Source organism: Microcoleus sp. Pol12B5 (assembly GCF_036701335.1).
Taxonomy (GTDB): Bacteria; Cyanobacteriota; Cyanobacteriia; order Cyanobacteriales; family Microcoleaceae; genus Microcoleus.
Map to the genome: position 1 here is coordinate 125,871 of NZ_JAUBQQ010000007.1, position 15,438 is coordinate 141,308.

11 protein-coding genes are annotated in these 15,438 nt (G+C 43.8%); 9 read left to right on the top strand and 2 right to left on the bottom strand.

Translation table 11 applies throughout. The features are described from left to right. Nucleotides 1-405 precede the first annotated feature (405 nt). The 4 genes from QUA24_RS06465 (at nt 406) to QUA24_RS06480 (ending at nt 9,974) form a co-directional block, all read left to right on the top strand. Nucleotides 406-2,742: a glycoside hydrolase family 31 protein gene (locus QUA24_RS06465; protein WP_333228168.1), complete on the top strand. Its 2,337-nt coding sequence runs from the start codon at nt 406-408 to the stop codon at nt 2,740-2,742. 291 nt (nt 2,743-3,033) lie between these two features. Continuing rightward, nucleotides 3,034-6,975 (top strand): WD40 domain-containing protein, encoded by a 3,942-nt coding sequence (locus QUA24_RS06470; protein ID WP_333228170.1) that lies wholly within the window; start codon nt 3,034-3,036, stop codon nt 6,973-6,975. Between the two features lie 143 nt (nt 6,976-7,118). Beyond that, on the top strand, nt 7,119-8,984 hold the full coding sequence (locus QUA24_RS06475) for an ABC transporter ATP-binding protein (RefSeq protein ID WP_333228172.1): 1,866 nt from the start codon (nt 7,119-7,121) through the stop codon (nt 8,982-8,984). A gap of 393 nt (nt 8,985-9,377) precedes the next feature. Further along, entirely contained in the window at nt 9,378-9,974 is a 597-nt protein-coding gene (locus QUA24_RS06480; RefSeq protein ID WP_333228174.1) for a Uma2 family endonuclease, read from the top strand. Between the two features lie 129 nt (nt 9,975-10,103). Here QUA24_RS06480 and QUA24_RS06485 read toward each other — a convergent pair whose 3' ends face one another. Continuing rightward, nucleotides 10,104-10,526, bottom strand: a complete 423-nt coding sequence (locus QUA24_RS06485) for a hypothetical protein (RefSeq protein WP_333228176.1) — start codon at nt 10,524-10,526, stop codon at nt 10,104-10,106. A 293-nt stretch (nt 10,527-10,819) separates the two neighbouring features. Between QUA24_RS06485 and gnd the strand changes: the two genes are divergently transcribed. The 3 genes from gnd to arfB all read left to right on the top strand — a co-directional run bounded on the left by gnd (nt 10,820) and on the right by arfB (nt 13,372). Then, nucleotides 10,820-12,274 (top strand): decarboxylating NADP(+)-dependent phosphogluconate dehydrogenase, encoded by a 1,455-nt coding sequence (gnd, locus tag QUA24_RS06490; RefSeq protein WP_333212561.1) that lies wholly within the window; start codon nt 10,820-10,822, stop codon nt 12,272-12,274. A 138-nt stretch (nt 12,275-12,412) separates the two neighbouring features. Next, complete coding sequence (locus QUA24_RS06495) at nt 12,413-12,886, top strand: restriction endonuclease (RefSeq protein WP_333228178.1); 474 nt, start codon at nt 12,413-12,415, stop codon at nt 12,884-12,886. A 72-nt stretch (nt 12,887-12,958) separates the two neighbouring features. Further along, the gene (gene arfB / locus QUA24_RS06500; protein WP_333228180.1) at nt 12,959-13,372 is read left to right on the top strand and encodes an alternative ribosome rescue aminoacyl-tRNA hydrolase ArfB; all 414 of its coding nucleotides are present in this window, start codon (nt 12,959-12,961) and stop codon (nt 13,370-13,372) included. Between the two features lie 112 nt (nt 13,373-13,484). On the opposite strand, the gene QUA24_RS06505 is transcribed toward arfB, so the two are convergent. Next, nucleotides 13,485-13,766: a helix-turn-helix transcriptional regulator gene (locus QUA24_RS06505; RefSeq protein ID WP_333228182.1), complete on the bottom strand. Its 282-nt coding sequence runs from the start codon at nt 13,764-13,766 to the stop codon at nt 13,485-13,487. Between the two features lie 360 nt (nt 13,767-14,126). Between QUA24_RS06505 and QUA24_RS06510 the strand changes: the two genes are divergently transcribed. Then, complete coding sequence (locus QUA24_RS06510) at nt 14,127-15,125, top strand: hypothetical protein (RefSeq protein ID WP_333228184.1); 999 nt, start codon at nt 14,127-14,129, stop codon at nt 15,123-15,125. Nucleotides 15,126-15,132: 7 nt separating this feature from the next. Beyond that, complete coding sequence (locus QUA24_RS06515; RefSeq protein WP_333228186.1) at nt 15,133-15,294, top strand: hypothetical protein; 162 nt, start codon at nt 15,133-15,135, stop codon at nt 15,292-15,294. Nucleotides 15,295-15,438: the final 144 nt, after the last annotated feature.

Below are 15,438 nucleotides of genomic sequence, written 5' to 3' on the forward strand. Positions count from 1 at the left end.
GCTTTCGCTAAGCCAGCAGCAGTGTCAAAAGAATCATATAAACCTTGACTAGCTACTTTGTTCTGAACATCCAATGGAATTAAACCTGATTCATTCAATAATTAGGCTACCACGAAATTTAGTAGAAACAGTCGATCGGAGTGAGATAACTTTTTGAGGAGGGGTAAAATTTCGGTAAGAGGCATAAGTTAAAGGTTTAATAAACTTAGGTAACATTTATTTTAGATTCTTTAGCTCTCACCTTTACAATACTCCCAGGCGATCGGGTTAATCATGCGGTGGAGCGGACGGAGCGCAGGTATTGGGGTTTTGCTGCATGAGATCGATCGTTGTAGTTCAGCCTTTTGCCAGATGACAACCCTTAACTCCTGAAAGCAAAATCGATAATATTTCGAGTCAGAGTGTATGCCGCAATATTTCGGAAAACTGCAAACTACTGAACAGCCTTGGTCAACAATCGGTTCGGTACAATCCATAAATAAAACCGATCGCACAATTCACTTTAATTGCGGCGAAACTTCCCTAAACATCAGCATCCTCGCACCGAATTTAATCCGAGTGCGAATGTCCCCGACAGGTGAATTTAACAGCCGATCACACTCAATAACCCTCGCTGACGAAGAGTGGGAAATAATACCATTTGAAGTGCGAGAAACCGACGAAAAAATAGAAATTGAAACCGCAGAAATATTAATTTCCGTAAAGCGAGATCGCCCTGCAATCGAATGCTTTGACAAATCGGGAAAACCCTTTGCTAGCGACTGCGATCGCAGTATGGGATGGCGCGCAGGTGCAACCGCGGGCTGGAAGCGCATCGAAGCAGACGAGCACTTCTACGGTTTCGGCGAACGCACCGGCTTTCTCGACAAACTCTCCGAAGTCAAGACAAACTGGACAACCGACTCCCTCGACTACAATTCCCTCAGCGATGAAATGTACCAGGCGATCCCCTTTTACATCGCCCTGAATCCCGATCGCGCTTACGGCATCTTTTTCAACACCACATTTTGGAGTCAATTCGACATCGGCGCCCAACAACCGGGAGTTTTGCGGATGGAAACCAGAGGTACGGAACTCGATTACTACATCATTTACGGCCCGGAACCCGCCCAAATTCTCGCTACCTACACGCAGTTAACCGGCCGGATGCCGCTTCCGCCAAAATGGGCGCTGGGATACCACCAATGCCGCTGGAGCTACGACTCGGAGGACGTTGTGCGGGAGTTGGCGAAGCAATTTCGCGATCGGGCGATTCCCTGCGATGTCATCCACCTCGACATCGACTATATGCGCGGCTACCGCGTTTTTACCTGGAGCCCGAAGCGTTTCCCCGATCCGGCGAAACTGATCGCAGACTTGAAAGCAGCCGGTTTTAAGGTTGTCACGATTGTCGATCCCGGTGTCAAGTACGAACCGGAAGGAGATTATGAAGTATTCGATCGGGGTGTGGAGAATGACTATTTCGTCCGCACCGCAGAGGGAAAGCTATTCCACGGTTACGTTTGGCCGGACAAAGCGGTGTTTCCCGACTTCCTGCGGCCGGAGGTGCGCCAGTGGTGGGGCGAATTGCACAAAACCCTGACAGATATTGGGATTGCGGGGATTTGGAACGACATGAACGAACCTGCGATCGCAGAACGGCCTTTTGGGGACGGCGGCGAACACATCAGCTTTCCCCTGGATGCACCGCAAGGCCCGGAATCCGATCGCGCTACCCACGCGGAAACCCACAATTTGTATGGGTTGATGATGGCGAAAGCTTGTGCTGAGGGGTTGCAAAAAGTGCGATCGGGCGATCGATCTTTTGTGCTGACGCGATCGGGTTTTGCGGGCGTTCAGCGTTACTCCTCGGTGTGGATGGGCGACAATCAATCGCAGTGGGAACACTTAGAAATGTCGCTACCAATGCTTTGCAATATGGGGCTTTCCGGCGTGGCGTTTGTCGGTTGCGACATCGGCGGCTTTGCGGGGAATGCAACCGCTGAACTGTTCGCGCGGTGGATGCAGGTGGGGATGCTGTATCCCTTGATGCGCGGTCATTCGGCGATGAGTACGGCGCAGCACGAACCCTGGGTTTTTGGCGATCGCACTGAGAAGATTTGCCGCGAATACATCAATTTGCGCTATCAGTTGTTGCCTTATATTTACACGTTGTTTTGGGAAGCTGCGACGGCGGGAACGCCGATTTTGCGACCGCTACTATATCACTTTCCGCGCGATCGGGCAACTTATCACCTTTACGATCAAGTATTACTCGGCCCGTCGCTGATGGCTGCACCTGTTTACCGCCCGGGGGTTGAACACCGCGCCGTGTATTTGCCGGAGGGGACTTGGTACGATTGGTGGACGGGTGAATGCTATCACGGCCCGACGCACATTTTGGCTTATGCACCTTTGGAGAGAATGCCGCTTTACGTGCGGGGCGGGGGCATAATTGCGATCGCACCTGTGAGGCAGTTTGTCAGCGAAGAACCGCTTGATTCATTGAAAATGCGAATTTGGCCCGGAACTGGTGAATGGACGTTTTATGAGGACGACGGACACAGTTTTGAACACCAAAAAGGTGTCTGGGCTACGACTAATTACAAGGTGTATTTGGAAGGGGAAAAAATCATCGTTGAAATTGCCGCGCGCGAGGGTCAATTTTTGATTTCTGAACGCGAAGTTATTGTGGAAGTTGTTGGCGTTGGCGAACAGCGATTTACAGATGATGGTACGGTGCGGCGTTTGACATTTGGATAGTTTTGGCATAAAGCGGTTTATGCTATGGTGGGATTGATTCAGGGCGATCGCTCGATCTGGCAGAGTTTGATATAGAGAGGGCGATCGTATCATGAAAAATAGGTTAGTCTGTGATTCCGGACGGCAAATTAATTATTTGTTTTGACGCTCTCCGTTATTGCCCGTGCCTAACCACTCCAGTTAGATAAGATTTTATGATCACCACATTTACGGGAGAACTCTATCACCTAGCTAATTTGTTGCTTGTGGCTGGCAAAAAATCCGAAAGTTAATGATTGGGAGAGAAATAGAATGTCTACAACAATTGAAGAAGTTAAGAAGCAGTTATCTAGTCAAAGTGAGCAAGAAAGACTTGCTGCTTTATCAGAGACTCTCAATTATGGTCAACAAGGTTTAGAACTATTGATTGAACAGTCTATCAAAGATCCATCAGATCGAGTTAAACAATTTGCCTACAGAGTTTTTCGTGGTGATAATTATTGGTTGATGGAAAATACACCAGAAAACTTAATTAATTGCCCAACAGATATTATTACTTGTCTAGCAATAAGTCCAGATAATACTATTTTAGTAGGAGGGAGTTGGAAAAAGATTTGGGTATGGAATTTGCAAACGGGGGAAATAATTCGTAGTATAGAATGTAGTATTGAAGGACATTCGCACTGGGTTTTGTCTGTGGCTATTAGTCCTAATGGAAATAAATTAGTTAGCGGAGGTGCAGATAAAAATATTAAGGTATGGAATTTAAAAAGTGGGAAGCTTATTCATACATTAATTGATCTAAGTTGGTATTCTAATTGGATTACTGCTGTTGCTATCACTCCTGATGGAAAAACCATTGTGAGCGGTAGCACCACCAAAACCATCAAAATATGGGGCTTAAATACGGGGATATTAAATAAAACTCTACAAGATACAAAGGAACTCTCTTCCGTTTTGAGCTTATGTATTAGCCATGATGGAAAAGTTATCGCTTGTGGAAGCACTAATGATAAAATCACCTTATGGAATTTAGAGAGCGGTGAACTCATACGCAGTATTGAAGGACATTCAGATTGGATTCAATCTTTAAGTATTACTTCAGACAACACAACCTTAATTAGTGGAAGTCGTGATGGTGTTGTCAAATTTTGGCAATCTAAAACTGAAGAAGTCTCTTCAAATCAATCAGGTTCAGTTTTGGGTAAAGGTTTAGTAGATGTAGCAGCTACTATAGCGGGATTTTCATTAGGAGGGCCTATAGCTGTAGGGGGTTGGCTTTTAGGTAGAATTATTGTAGCCGCAGCAGATAATAAAGATGTTCCTGTACTACCTCTTCAAACTCTTCAAAATTTAGAATGTACCAAGACTTACCCAAATAATCAATCAATTAATTCTCTAGCTTGTCATGTCAACCAAAATATACTTGTAGTAGGTTTTTCCACAAACATTAAAGTCTTTGACTTGAAAAATAATAGGATTATCTACACTGAACCAGAACAGCCGGGTTTTATTAGCTCGGTAGCAATTAATTATGACGGAAAAACTCTTGCTGTGGCAGGTAAAGATTGGGTAACATTGTTGGACACAAAAACAGGAAAACCACTCGATGCTATTAAGGGATGTTCTTATCCAAAACTAAGCAATATTGTTATTTCTGAAATTCCCCAAGCACTCTTTTGTGGTCAAACCCAGCATTTTACTGTTAAAGGTTTAGACCAGAATAATAGAGAGATGAGCCTTAACAATACAGATGTTAAATGGGAAACTACCGGAGGGAAAATCGAACAAGGTTTATTTACAGCAGGTCAACGGGAAGGAAGATTTGAAGTTAAAGCAAAGATAGGCATTTTTGAGGCTTCTGCCACAATTATTATTATTCAGCCTCCTAGACTCACAGAAATTTCTGTTACTCCCACTAGCATTACTTTAGAGTTTGGTAAAACGCAACAATTTACAGCACAAGTTTTAGATCAACGCATAAATCCCATGCAAGAAACTGTATTATGGGAAGTAAATGGAGGTGGAACGATTGACCCCAATGGCAATTTTATAGCTGGAGACAAGGAAGGAAATTTTGAAATCCGAGCTTCAGTTAGTTCACTTCATCAAGTTGTTCCCATTACTATTATTGAACCTCCGAAGCTAACAGAACTAATTATTATATCCTCAATATATCGATTAGAGTTTGGGCAGACTTTTCAGTTTCGAGTTAAAGGAGTAGATCAGTATGGTGACAACATACAAACTGGAGCAATTACTTGGTTAGTAAGTAGTGAATCTGGAACGATTGACCAAAATGGCAATTTTATAGCTGGAAGCAAGCAAGGAGATTTTGAAGTTAGAGCTTCCGTCAGTTCAATTCGTCGAGTTATCCCAATTACGATTATTGAACCTCCGAGACTAGCAGAACTAATTATTATATCTTCAATACCTCAATTAGAGTTTGGTCAGAGCTTTCAGTTTCGAGTTAAAGGAGTAGATCAGTATGGTAAAAATATACAAACTGGAGAAATTAGTTGGTCAGTAAGTAGTGAAGGTGGAAGAATTGACCAAAATGGAAATTTTATAGCTGGAAGCAAGCAAGGAGATTTTGAAGTTAGAGCTTCAGTCAATTCAATTCGTCGAGTTATCGCCCTTACGATTATTGAACCTCCGAAGCTAACAGAACTAATTATTACATCCTCAATATATCAATTAGAGTTTGGTCAGAGCTTTCAGTTTCAAGTTAAAGGCTTAGATCAGTATGGTAACAACATAAATATTGGAGAAGTAATCTGGAGTACAACGGGCGGGTCAATTCTGAATAATGGAATGTTCCGCGCTAGTTATCAAGAGGAGAAAATAACTGTTACTGCTACTGTGGAAGAAATAAGCGTTTCTGCTGAGGTCACGATAGTTGAACCACCAAAACTAACGACATTAGTAATTTCACCAAACCCAGTAGAAATAAAGCCTGGACAGCATCAACAATTCAAGCTTCATGGTTTAGATGAGTGGGAGCGTGAAATCGCAGTTGGGAGGATAGTTTGGAAAGCAACAGGCGGTACGATTGACCAAAATGGCAATTTTATAGCTGACATAAATGCTAAAGGTAAGTTTAGAGTAACTGCTACTGCAACTGAATACAATATTAGTACCTTTGCTGATATTACAGTAGTTTCTGTATTGATATACTTTTCTATTTTTCCCAAGGAAGTAGCACTTAAACCCGAAGAAAATATCACTTTTGATGTTATAGGATTTGATCAACAAGATGAACCAGTACAGGTTAATCAAGTATATTGGCAATGTACTAAAGGGGGAAGAATTAAGGGAAATGGAACTTTTATAGGAGGTTATGAAAAGCGTGAAGTTACTGTTAATGCTACAGTCGAAGGAATTACTCAATCAGTTACAGTTACGTTGCTCCCAGTTTTAAGACGATTAGAGATTTATCCTCAAAAAGTAGTAAAACTCAAGCCTGGTGAATGCCAAAAATTTACAGCAGTAGGCTTAGACCAATATGGCGATCGAATAGATACTGGAAAAATATCTTGGGAAACAACAGGTGGAAAAATTGACCAAGACGGTAATTTTACTGCCGATCATAATGCGAAAGGTACATTTAAGGTAAAAGCTACTGTTACTGAAATATCTGAATCTGGGGTAAGGGCTAAACTCTTAATCTTGGGAATATACATGAGGCTTTTATATCGTGTATTTTCATTGGTTAATTTTACCCAAAGTAATTTCATCCTCAAGTCGGCTGTCGAGCTTATAAAAAGTAATTTTACGACTGGTCAACAAACAGAACCAGCAGAAAATACAGAAACAGATTTTACAAATGAAGAAACCGAGATCCTTGGTTTTGATATAGAAGCATGGTTACAAAAAAACATCTTTAAGATTGTCGCTCGGATTCTAGACTTGGCTGGTCAACTATTTATTAATGCAGCTAAGATTAGTGCTTATGTTGAAGTTATTGTAGTTCCTGCAAATAAAGTTGATCGGGATGATGATTGTGATGACGCAGCTAAGATTAGTGCTTATAATGATTTTAAGAATGATCCCGATAACGTCAGAAGTAATTCTAAAGCTTTAGAGAAGCAGATTAATTACGATGTTTTTGAGTATAAAATTGATAATTGGTTTTACCGAAGCCAGCTTTTTTACGATGGTTATACTATTAATGATTTATGTGATTATAATTATACTGATTATTTAACCTATATGGACACTAGGAACTTTTTAGAGTATCTAATGGACGAATAAAATTTTAGTTGATGAATAAAATACCAGGATTAACAGAGTACACTAACTAAGGCATTTAATTTTAAATGCTTGGCAAACTGTTAATAAATACTGTTATAATATACCGTCCGGGGATGAGTAGACCCGACACCTACCCACAAACTATGCAACCCATCCAAATTACCACATTCCAAGCTTTGTGGCGCAGCTTGGGCCTGATAATCAAAGCCGCACCAATAGAACTCCGCAATTTAATATTACTCAACATCATCGGCGGTGCTGCCCCCTCTGCCGTGCTATTTTTAGATAAATTAATCATTGATGAAGTATCTCGGTTGCTGTCGCAAACCCAAACAGCACAGCCCTTTGCTTTGATGCTTTCCCGGCCAATATTGCTGTGGAGTATTGCCGGAGTCTTAAGTCTCAAGTTAGTCGGTGATGCCCTAGACACAATGAACTCTTTTGTCGCGACATCTTTGCGCGATCGCGTTCAAGGCTTTGTCGAAGGAAAAGTCCTCGAAAAAGTAGCCAATTTCGACGATATTGCTCTGTTTGAAAACCCCGAACTCTTAAATATAGTAGAACTCGCAAAAAGCGGAGTATCCAAAATACAGCAACTAGCCTTTACCATCAGCATGACCATCACGGGAATTTTTATATTTATTCCATCGATAGGCCTTGCTGCTGCGATAGCTTGGTGGGTGCCATTGCTGATGTTAATCTCCTCATCTCCCTCAATTTATACCCAAAGAAAATATAGCAGAATCATCTGGAGAGTTCAAAGAAAGCAAGCTAAAATCAGCCGCGAAATGAACTTATCCGCTAGAGTCTTGACGGACGAAGAATATGCTAAAGAATTGCGTTTGTTTGGCTTGCAAGAACTTTGGCTCAAACGCTGGCAGGGTCAGTTTTTGCAATTTTTTAGCGAGATGCAGCAAATCCGAAAAAAAGGAGCTTTTGTTGTACTTTTCTGGTCGATGTTTAGTAGAATTGGAGTGGCTTTGCCATTTATTTATGTAGTAATGGGAGCTTTGGGTGGTCGCTATACTTTGGGCGATTTAGCACTTTATTCTGGTTTGATTGTCCAAGTAAAGCAAAGTTTGCATATGCTGATTAGCACTTCTACTAATTTGTACGATATCTCTCTCAGCGTTAGTCCAATTTTTCAACTGTTGGAACTCAAACCAGAATTGCAGTCTCCGCTTGGAGATGTGGCATCTCGCCTGCCTAGTTTACCAGAAGACGGGCTAGATTGCCGCCCCACAAAAGATAAAATTGGCATCGAGATTAAGCATTTATCTTTCTGCTATCCCGGTAGCAATAAAAGCACGGTTGAAGATATCAACTTAACCATTAATCCGGGTGAAATGCTAGTGCTTGTTGGTGAAAATGGCGCGGGTAAAACCACCCTTGGCAAACTCCTCGGTCGCCTGTACGACCCGACAAGCGGTACGATCGACTGGAACGGCAAAGATTTGCGATCGTACTCTCTAGCATACGTGCGATCGCGCATCGCCGTCGTTATGCAAGATTACGCCCGTTTCCCCTCCACAGTCCGCGAAAACGTCGGTTTCGGCGACTTGCTTTCACTATCAGATGACACCGCAATTAATGAAGCTATTTCAGAAGCAGGAATAAGCGCCAAAGTCAATAGTCTTTCCGCAGGTTTAGAGACACCGTTGGGAAAACAATTAGAAGACGGCATAGACTTATCGGGGGGACAGTGGCAAAGAATTGCGATCGCCCGCGCCTTAATGCGGCTTTCTACAGCCGAAGTGCTCATTTTTGACGAGCCAACCGCCGCCCTCGACCCCAAGACAGAACACGAAATTTACAGCATTTTCCGCCAAATAGCCGCCGGGAAAACAACAATAGTCATCAGTCACAGATTAGGATTAGCAAAAATTGCCGATCGCATCGCCGTCATGGAAAACGGTAAAATAGCAGAAATAGGAACTCACGACGAATTGATAGCATCAAACGGAATTTACTGCTCAATGTTCACCCGTCAAGCTAGCAGCTATATTTAGAGTTAAACAAACAGTCCGCCAGGGTTTAAAACCCCGGTCTCATATCTCCCCAGTCGGTTTCAACCGACTGGGGAGATATTGCAATGCTTATTCAAAAATGTGTCTTTCAGTCCTCTTTGAGAGGACTTTTGCTATGAGACGGGGGTTTTCAACCCCCGGCGGACTTGTGGGTTAGCATGGGGAATTGGGCGCGGGTGATTGTGATCAATTATCGCGGATTTGCGATCTAATTTCTCTCGTTAGGTGGCGAGAAACCGAGTTTCTGCGACAATTTTCAACTGAGTACGAGAAATATCGAAAGAAACCCGGTTTCTGAGCGTGCGATCTTTTTGAGAAAAATTTCATAAAGTGCGAGCTATAATAAAACCAACCTAGTTGGCGATAATATCAACAATGGAAACTATAACTCTCAACCTACCTGCCGCCGTCGCTTTAACCGACGAACAATTTTATCAATTGTCCATCGCTAATGAAGAGTGGCGATTAGAACAAACCCCCGAAGGAGAACTAATTATTATGCCTCCAACAGGCGGCGAAAGCGGCATCAGAAATTCCGATTTGACTACAGACCTAAATTTGTGGAATCGTCAGACTCGATTGGGAAAAGTCTTTGACTCTTCCACTGTCTTTCAATTACCCAACGGTGCGAAGCGTTCCCCTGATGCTGCTTGGGTACTCCTAGAACGTTGGGAAGCATTATCCGCAGAAGATAAGCGCAAATTTCCTCCCCTGTGCCCAGACTTTGTAATAGAATTGCGTTCCCAAACTGATTCCCTAGAAACATTGCGGGCTAAAATGCGGTATTATCGAACTAACGGCTGTCGCTTAGGTTGGCTAATTGACCCCCAAACGCCTTTAGTAGAAATCTATCGCTTGTCTGAAGATATAGCAGAAGTAATCAATTTCTCTTTTGACCAACCGCCTACACTTTCGGGTGAAGATGTACTTCCCGGATTTCTTCTAGATCTTACACCTATTCTCAATCCTTGAATCTAGCTCCAGAACTGTCGGCCAAGTGGCGAGAAACCGGGTTTCTGCGACAATTTGGGTTGAGTACGAGAAATAAGGGAAGAAACCCGGTTTCTGAGATGAGCCTCCATCCACAAAAATGATGAGCAATTATCTCCCTGTCAAGGTATCCGCATAAGGATCAGGCAAAGCTTGCTGCACCTCCAAAAGCGGCAAAGGATCTCCAGTCAACGGTTGGCTAATCAAATTTTTTTTTACCCCATCCCCCTTGCGATCGCGCTCTTGCAAATGCGATAATTCCTCTTGATAAACCGCAACAATCCGCGCCAAACTCCCTGCCAAATCATCCCAATTCTCATCTCCTCCCAACTTCTCAGAAATTCCCTCAAATAACTCTCCCGCTTGCCTTTTTTGAACATAAGCTTTCAAAAGCTTTCCAGACTTTTGCAAAACGGCCTGATAAATATCCCCATCAGACCACCACAGCCCCTGTTGACTCAGCAGCCAAGTCAAAATATACTCGCGAGCGTGTTGCTCCTTCACCCAGGCCGCGAGATACTGCAAATCTTCCATAGTTACAACAGTCTCCTCAATTGTCCTTAAAATGTCCGCTTGTTTGTATCTACCGTTACTGCGATCGACATAATACCTGCCTTATCATCACCTGCCCGCGTCATTAATATCCCTTAAATCTTAAAAAAACCCTACTGATTTACCAAACAGCAATTCTGAGAATATAAAAATAAACCTAAACCTCCTAGGTCTATTGTCCAATACTTTTAGTCCACCGGAAAGCGGTACACCCCGCCTCGCTTTCCTCTCTCGCAAACCTATCATCAAGCGGGAACAACCAGCGGGTTATTAGCATGACAAAGCAAAATTTTGGTTTAATCGGTCTAGCAGTGATGGGCGAAAACCTAGCGCTGAACGTCGAAAGCAGAGGCTTCTCCGTGGCTGTGTACAACCGCACAGCAGCCAAAACCGACGACTTCATGGCCCAACGCGCCCCCGGCAAGAACATTGTAGCCGCCAAGACTCTGACAGAATTCGTCGATGCCCTAGAAACCCCACGCCGAATCTTAGTTATGGTGCAAGCTGGGAAACCCGTAGATGCGGTCATCGACCAGCTCAAACCCATGCTGTCACCGGGCGACATGATTATTGACGGTGGCAACTCGCTCTACGACGACACCGAACGCCGCACCAAAGATTTAGAATCGATGGGACTGGGATTTGTCGGCATGGGCATCAGCGGCGGCGAAGAAGGCGCGCTGAATGGTGCTAGCTTGATGCCCGGTGGCACCCGCACTGCTTACGGCCTACTAGAGCCAATTCTCACCAAAATTGCCGCTCAAGTAGATGACGGCCCCTGCGTCACATTCATCGGCCCTGGTGGCGCAGGCCACTACGTGAAGATGGTTCACAACGGCATTGAGTACGGTGATATGCAGCTCATTGCTGAAGCCTACGATTTGCTCAAAAACGTTGGTGGATTGAACGGCCAGCAGTTGCAGGAAGTTTTTGCCGAATGGAATACCACAGACGAGCTCAACTCGTTTTTGATAGAAATTACGGCTAATATTTTCAAGTACATTGATCCGGAAACTAAGCAACCCTTAGTTGAGGTAATTATGGACGCAGCCGGTCAAAAAGGTACCGGCCGCTGGACTGTTATGAGTGCTTTAGAATTGGGCGTGAGCATTCCCACAATTATCGCGGCTGTGAATGCGAGAATCATGTCTTCTTACAAAGACGAGCGCATCAAAGCTTCCCAAGAACTTACGGGGCCTAGCGGCAAGTACGAAGGCGATACTAAAGAGTTTGTGAACAAAGTTCGGGATGCGCTTTACTGCTCGAAGATTTGCTCCTACGCGCAAGGCATGGCACTTTTGAGCGCGGCCTCGAAGTCGTACAACTATGACTTGAGTTTGAGCGAAATTTCCCGAATTTGGAAGGGTGGCTGTATTATTCGGGCTGGATTTTTGGACAAGATTAAAACAGCTTTCAAGGACGACCCCACGTTGCCGAATTTACTGTTAGCGCCGGAGTTCAAACAGAGCATTCTCGATCGCCAGTCAGCTTGGCGGGACGTGTTAGCTACTGCTTGCCAACTGGGGATTGCAGTGCCAGCCTTTAGCGCCTCGCTCGACTATTTTGATAGCTACCGGCGCGAAAGATTGCCACAAAACCTCACGCAAGCTCAGCGGGATTACTTCGGGGCTCACACCTACGAACGCACCGACAAACCGCGCGGTGAATTCTTCCACTCAGAGTGGACGCAGACTGCTAAAGAGTCGCTGCAAACTGGTACTACCGATTAATTAGTTTTTGTAGGGTGCGTTTCGGCGCACCTTACTAATTATTCTGGTGTTGCTGTTTTGACGTTTGTTTTTGAGATAGTTTTAATATATTCGTCGTTAAAGAGCGATCGCGTCGTTTGTAGTAATCTATGTAATTTTATGAAACCTTTTATAGTAAAAGTCGCTGCCGTTTTCGGTGTGATTGCAACATCGGTATTGGATACATTGAAAGAAGAAGAGTCAAGAAAACGTTTATTAGACAGTGGTATTCTGGAAGTAGATGAAATGACGGGAAAAGAGTTTGAAAATTTTCTATATCTTTATTTTATAAACTTTGGTTATAGTGTTAAGTTAACTCAAGATAGTCAAGATTATGGGGCGGATTTAATTTTATATAAAGATGGCTCAAAAACTGTGGTTCAAGCGAAAAGAAGCAAAAATCCAGTTGGTATTAAAGCAGTTCAAGAAGTAGCAGGAGCCGTCAGACATTACAAAGGCAATAAAGGCATAGTAATCACCAACAACAGATTTACAGAAAATGCTTACAACCTTGCTGAATCTAACGACGTAGAGTTATGGGATAGAAAAAGACTCATCGAATTCATCCTGACAGCTAAGAATTGTAGTAAATAACTGATCTCCCAAATTAAGTTATATATAAAAGATGCACTGCTTTCCCAGTATCTTTAATCTCACTTATTCATCATGTTACAAATTTCTAATACTGTGTTCATCGCTGATGGCGAAATCGAGATTAGTGCGATTCGCTCTCAAGGCGCGGGGGGGCAAAATGTAAATAAGGTGGCGAGTGCGATTCACTTGCGCTTTGATATCCCAGCTTCCTCATTGCCCGATCGCTACAAGCAGCGTTTGTTGCAAATCAACGACCAGCGCATCACCTCCGAAGGTGTGATTGTCATCAAAGCCCAGGAACACCGCAGCCAGGAACAAAACCGGGAGGAGGCTTTGAGACGGCTGCAAGAACTGATTAAAAGTGCGATCGTCATACCGAAAAGGCGCAAACCCAGCAAAGCGACTCGTAGTTCCCAGCGCAAGCGTCTCGACAGCAAAACCAAGCGAGGGCAGATTAAAGCTCTGAGAGGGAAAATTACGGATTGAGCGATGAAAGGTCGATCGGGCTTCTTGAGTTTTTAGTTATAGCCTTAGTATTTTCCGGGCTTGGGTGGATGACTCAAGCGCCTTTCCCTAGACATTTCCGAACCCCTGCAGGTTAGTTGTCGTTCGGCGAGGGCTCACGACTTGGTAAGTCATCGGGAATTTTGGTTACGTCTAATCCTAAAACCTCAAACATAGTTTTTAGAGAAACCTGGTACAGGTTAGCCATAGCAAGTATGTTTTCAGCATTAGGTAGAGCCTTGCCTAATTCCCAGTCAGCTTGTCTTCGCTCGGAAATTCCGATTTTTTCTTTGACTTGAGGGCGTGTTAGTCCAGCTTGTTCTCTGAGTAGTCTCAATGGAGACTTCTCCTTTTCTTGTAAATCTTCTTCTATCATAGGACGAAATATTCATGATGTAAACGTCTTGACAAAGGTGTGAATAAGACGTAAACTTCATGTTGGTAGGCAAAACAAAGGCCGCTCAACGAGCCTCCAAGGTAAAAATGCAGGTTTGAAGAACCGCCTTATTTGTTGTGTCTATCAATTATGCCTGCATACCCAAGCGTATTTTTGGGGGTTGGGCGCATACCTTAAGCCCCTTCCCCTCAACCCCGAGAAGGAGGTGCTATGTAAAAGGTCGATCGACCTCACAGGACAACCCAACTCAAAATTGTATCAAAGATCCAGACCAAAACTTCAACTTTGCGATCGCACAACTTCCGTGCTATCGTGCCATTTCTCGAACCATTCCAGATCATGCCCCCATCAATTGACAACTTCTACCTAGGCGATGTCGCCTCCAACTTTCACTTTGCAGGCCCGCTGCTAGACTTTGAAGAAGAAATCCAGAATCAATCTCCCTTTCACGATTTAGACTACCTGACAGGCGAAATTAAAAGGGGATTCCTAGACTACGTGCGTCAAGGAATCATGCTGGACGCCATCCGAAAGCTGCGATTGTACAAAGACAAGTTCAAAACTTTTAAAAGTTACTGCGAACAAGCATTAGGCAGGCAGTATTTTTACTGCACACAAATTATCAAAGCTGCGAGTATTTGCCTGCGCTTAATTAAAGCAGGATTTGAGATTTTGCCTAGCTGCGTTGCTCAAGTTGTCCCTTTGTTCAAACACGCAATTACCGACCAATATGGCGACTGTCGTTTACAGGAAAAGTGGCAAGAAGTTGTCGATGTCATACCAAAAGAAAGAATTACCGCAGTAACTATTGCCGAAACCGTTGACAACAATCCCAACCTTCGGCTCAAACAAATTCGCATAAAAACCGACACCTACGCCCTTTTAACGAAAAAAGCAGCCGCAGCCGGACTGTCAATTTCGGAATTTTTGGCAAGGTTGGTTGGCGAATACAATCCCAGCAATTTAGAGCAGCCAGCGGAACATACTCCCGAACAAGAGGAGATTTTAGACCAATTAGACGCGGAGTTTAAGAAGCCAGCCACGGAACAGACTTCAACTTCTCCCCCAGGAAAAGTTAAGTCTAAAGGTTTTGGAGTCAAAGTTGAGCCTAAAGGTGGTAAAAGGGAAGTGAAGGCGAAAACTTCGGAAAGGGAAGTTAAGGCAAAAACTTCGGAAGGTGAAGTTAAGTTCAAAAATCGGCAAACTGAAATCCAAGCCGAGAAACAGTCGAATTCATTTAATGAGAAAAATCATGAAGTCATCTGCCCAAAATCCAATCATGCGTCAACTGAAATTAATGGAGGCTCAACTGAACGAAATTCAGTGCCACCTTATTAAAGCCAGTGTGTTGAATTGGTGGCAAATAGTTTTGCCTGACGGACAGAAAATTGCGATCGAGCACGCGGGCGGCGGACACTGGGTTTTTCGGGCGAACGGGCTTGAGAAATCTCATCCAGAAGTGCGGCTAGCGGTGTTGAAGGCGATCGCCGAAGGCTGTCGCCGATAAGTTACGGCTAAGGACACGGCGCCGTGCCGTGTCCTGAGATGGACTGGCGATCGGATTTGATATGATTTGGGGATGTAGGACTAGATAAACACAGATTAATGCAGATGAATTATATCAATCACTGATGGTGCAAGTGAAATTAAT

Coding starts and splice junctions, on each gene's coding strand:
- QUA24_RS06495 (WP_333228178.1), top strand. CDS start 12,413: ATGAAACCTTTTATAGTAAAAGTCGCTGCCGTTTTCGGTGTGATTGCA.
- QUA24_RS06480 (WP_333228174.1), top strand. CDS start 9,378: ATGGAAACTATAACTCTCAACCTACCTGCCGCCGTCGCTTTAACCGAC.
- QUA24_RS06510 (WP_333228184.1), top strand. CDS start 14,127: ATGCCCCCATCAATTGACAACTTCTACCTAGGCGATGTCGCCTCCAAC.
- QUA24_RS06475 (WP_333228172.1), top strand. CDS start 7,119: ATGCAACCCATCCAAATTACCACATTCCAAGCTTTGTGGCGCAGCTTG.
- QUA24_RS06505 (WP_333228182.1), bottom strand. CDS start 13,766: ATGATAGAAGAAGATTTACAAGAAAAGGAGAAGTCTCCATTGAGACTA.
- QUA24_RS06485 (WP_333228176.1), bottom strand. CDS start 10,526: ATGGAAGATTTGCAGTATCTCGCGGCCTGGGTGAAGGAGCAACACGCT.
- QUA24_RS06465 (WP_333228168.1), top strand. CDS start 406: ATGCCGCAATATTTCGGAAAACTGCAAACTACTGAACAGCCTTGGTCA.
- QUA24_RS06470 (WP_333228170.1), top strand. CDS start 3,034: ATGTCTACAACAATTGAAGAAGTTAAGAAGCAGTTATCTAGTCAAAGT.
- arfB (WP_333228180.1), top strand. CDS start 12,959: ATGTTACAAATTTCTAATACTGTGTTCATCGCTGATGGCGAAATCGAG.
- gnd (WP_333212561.1), top strand. CDS start 10,820: ATGACAAAGCAAAATTTTGGTTTAATCGGTCTAGCAGTGATGGGCGAA.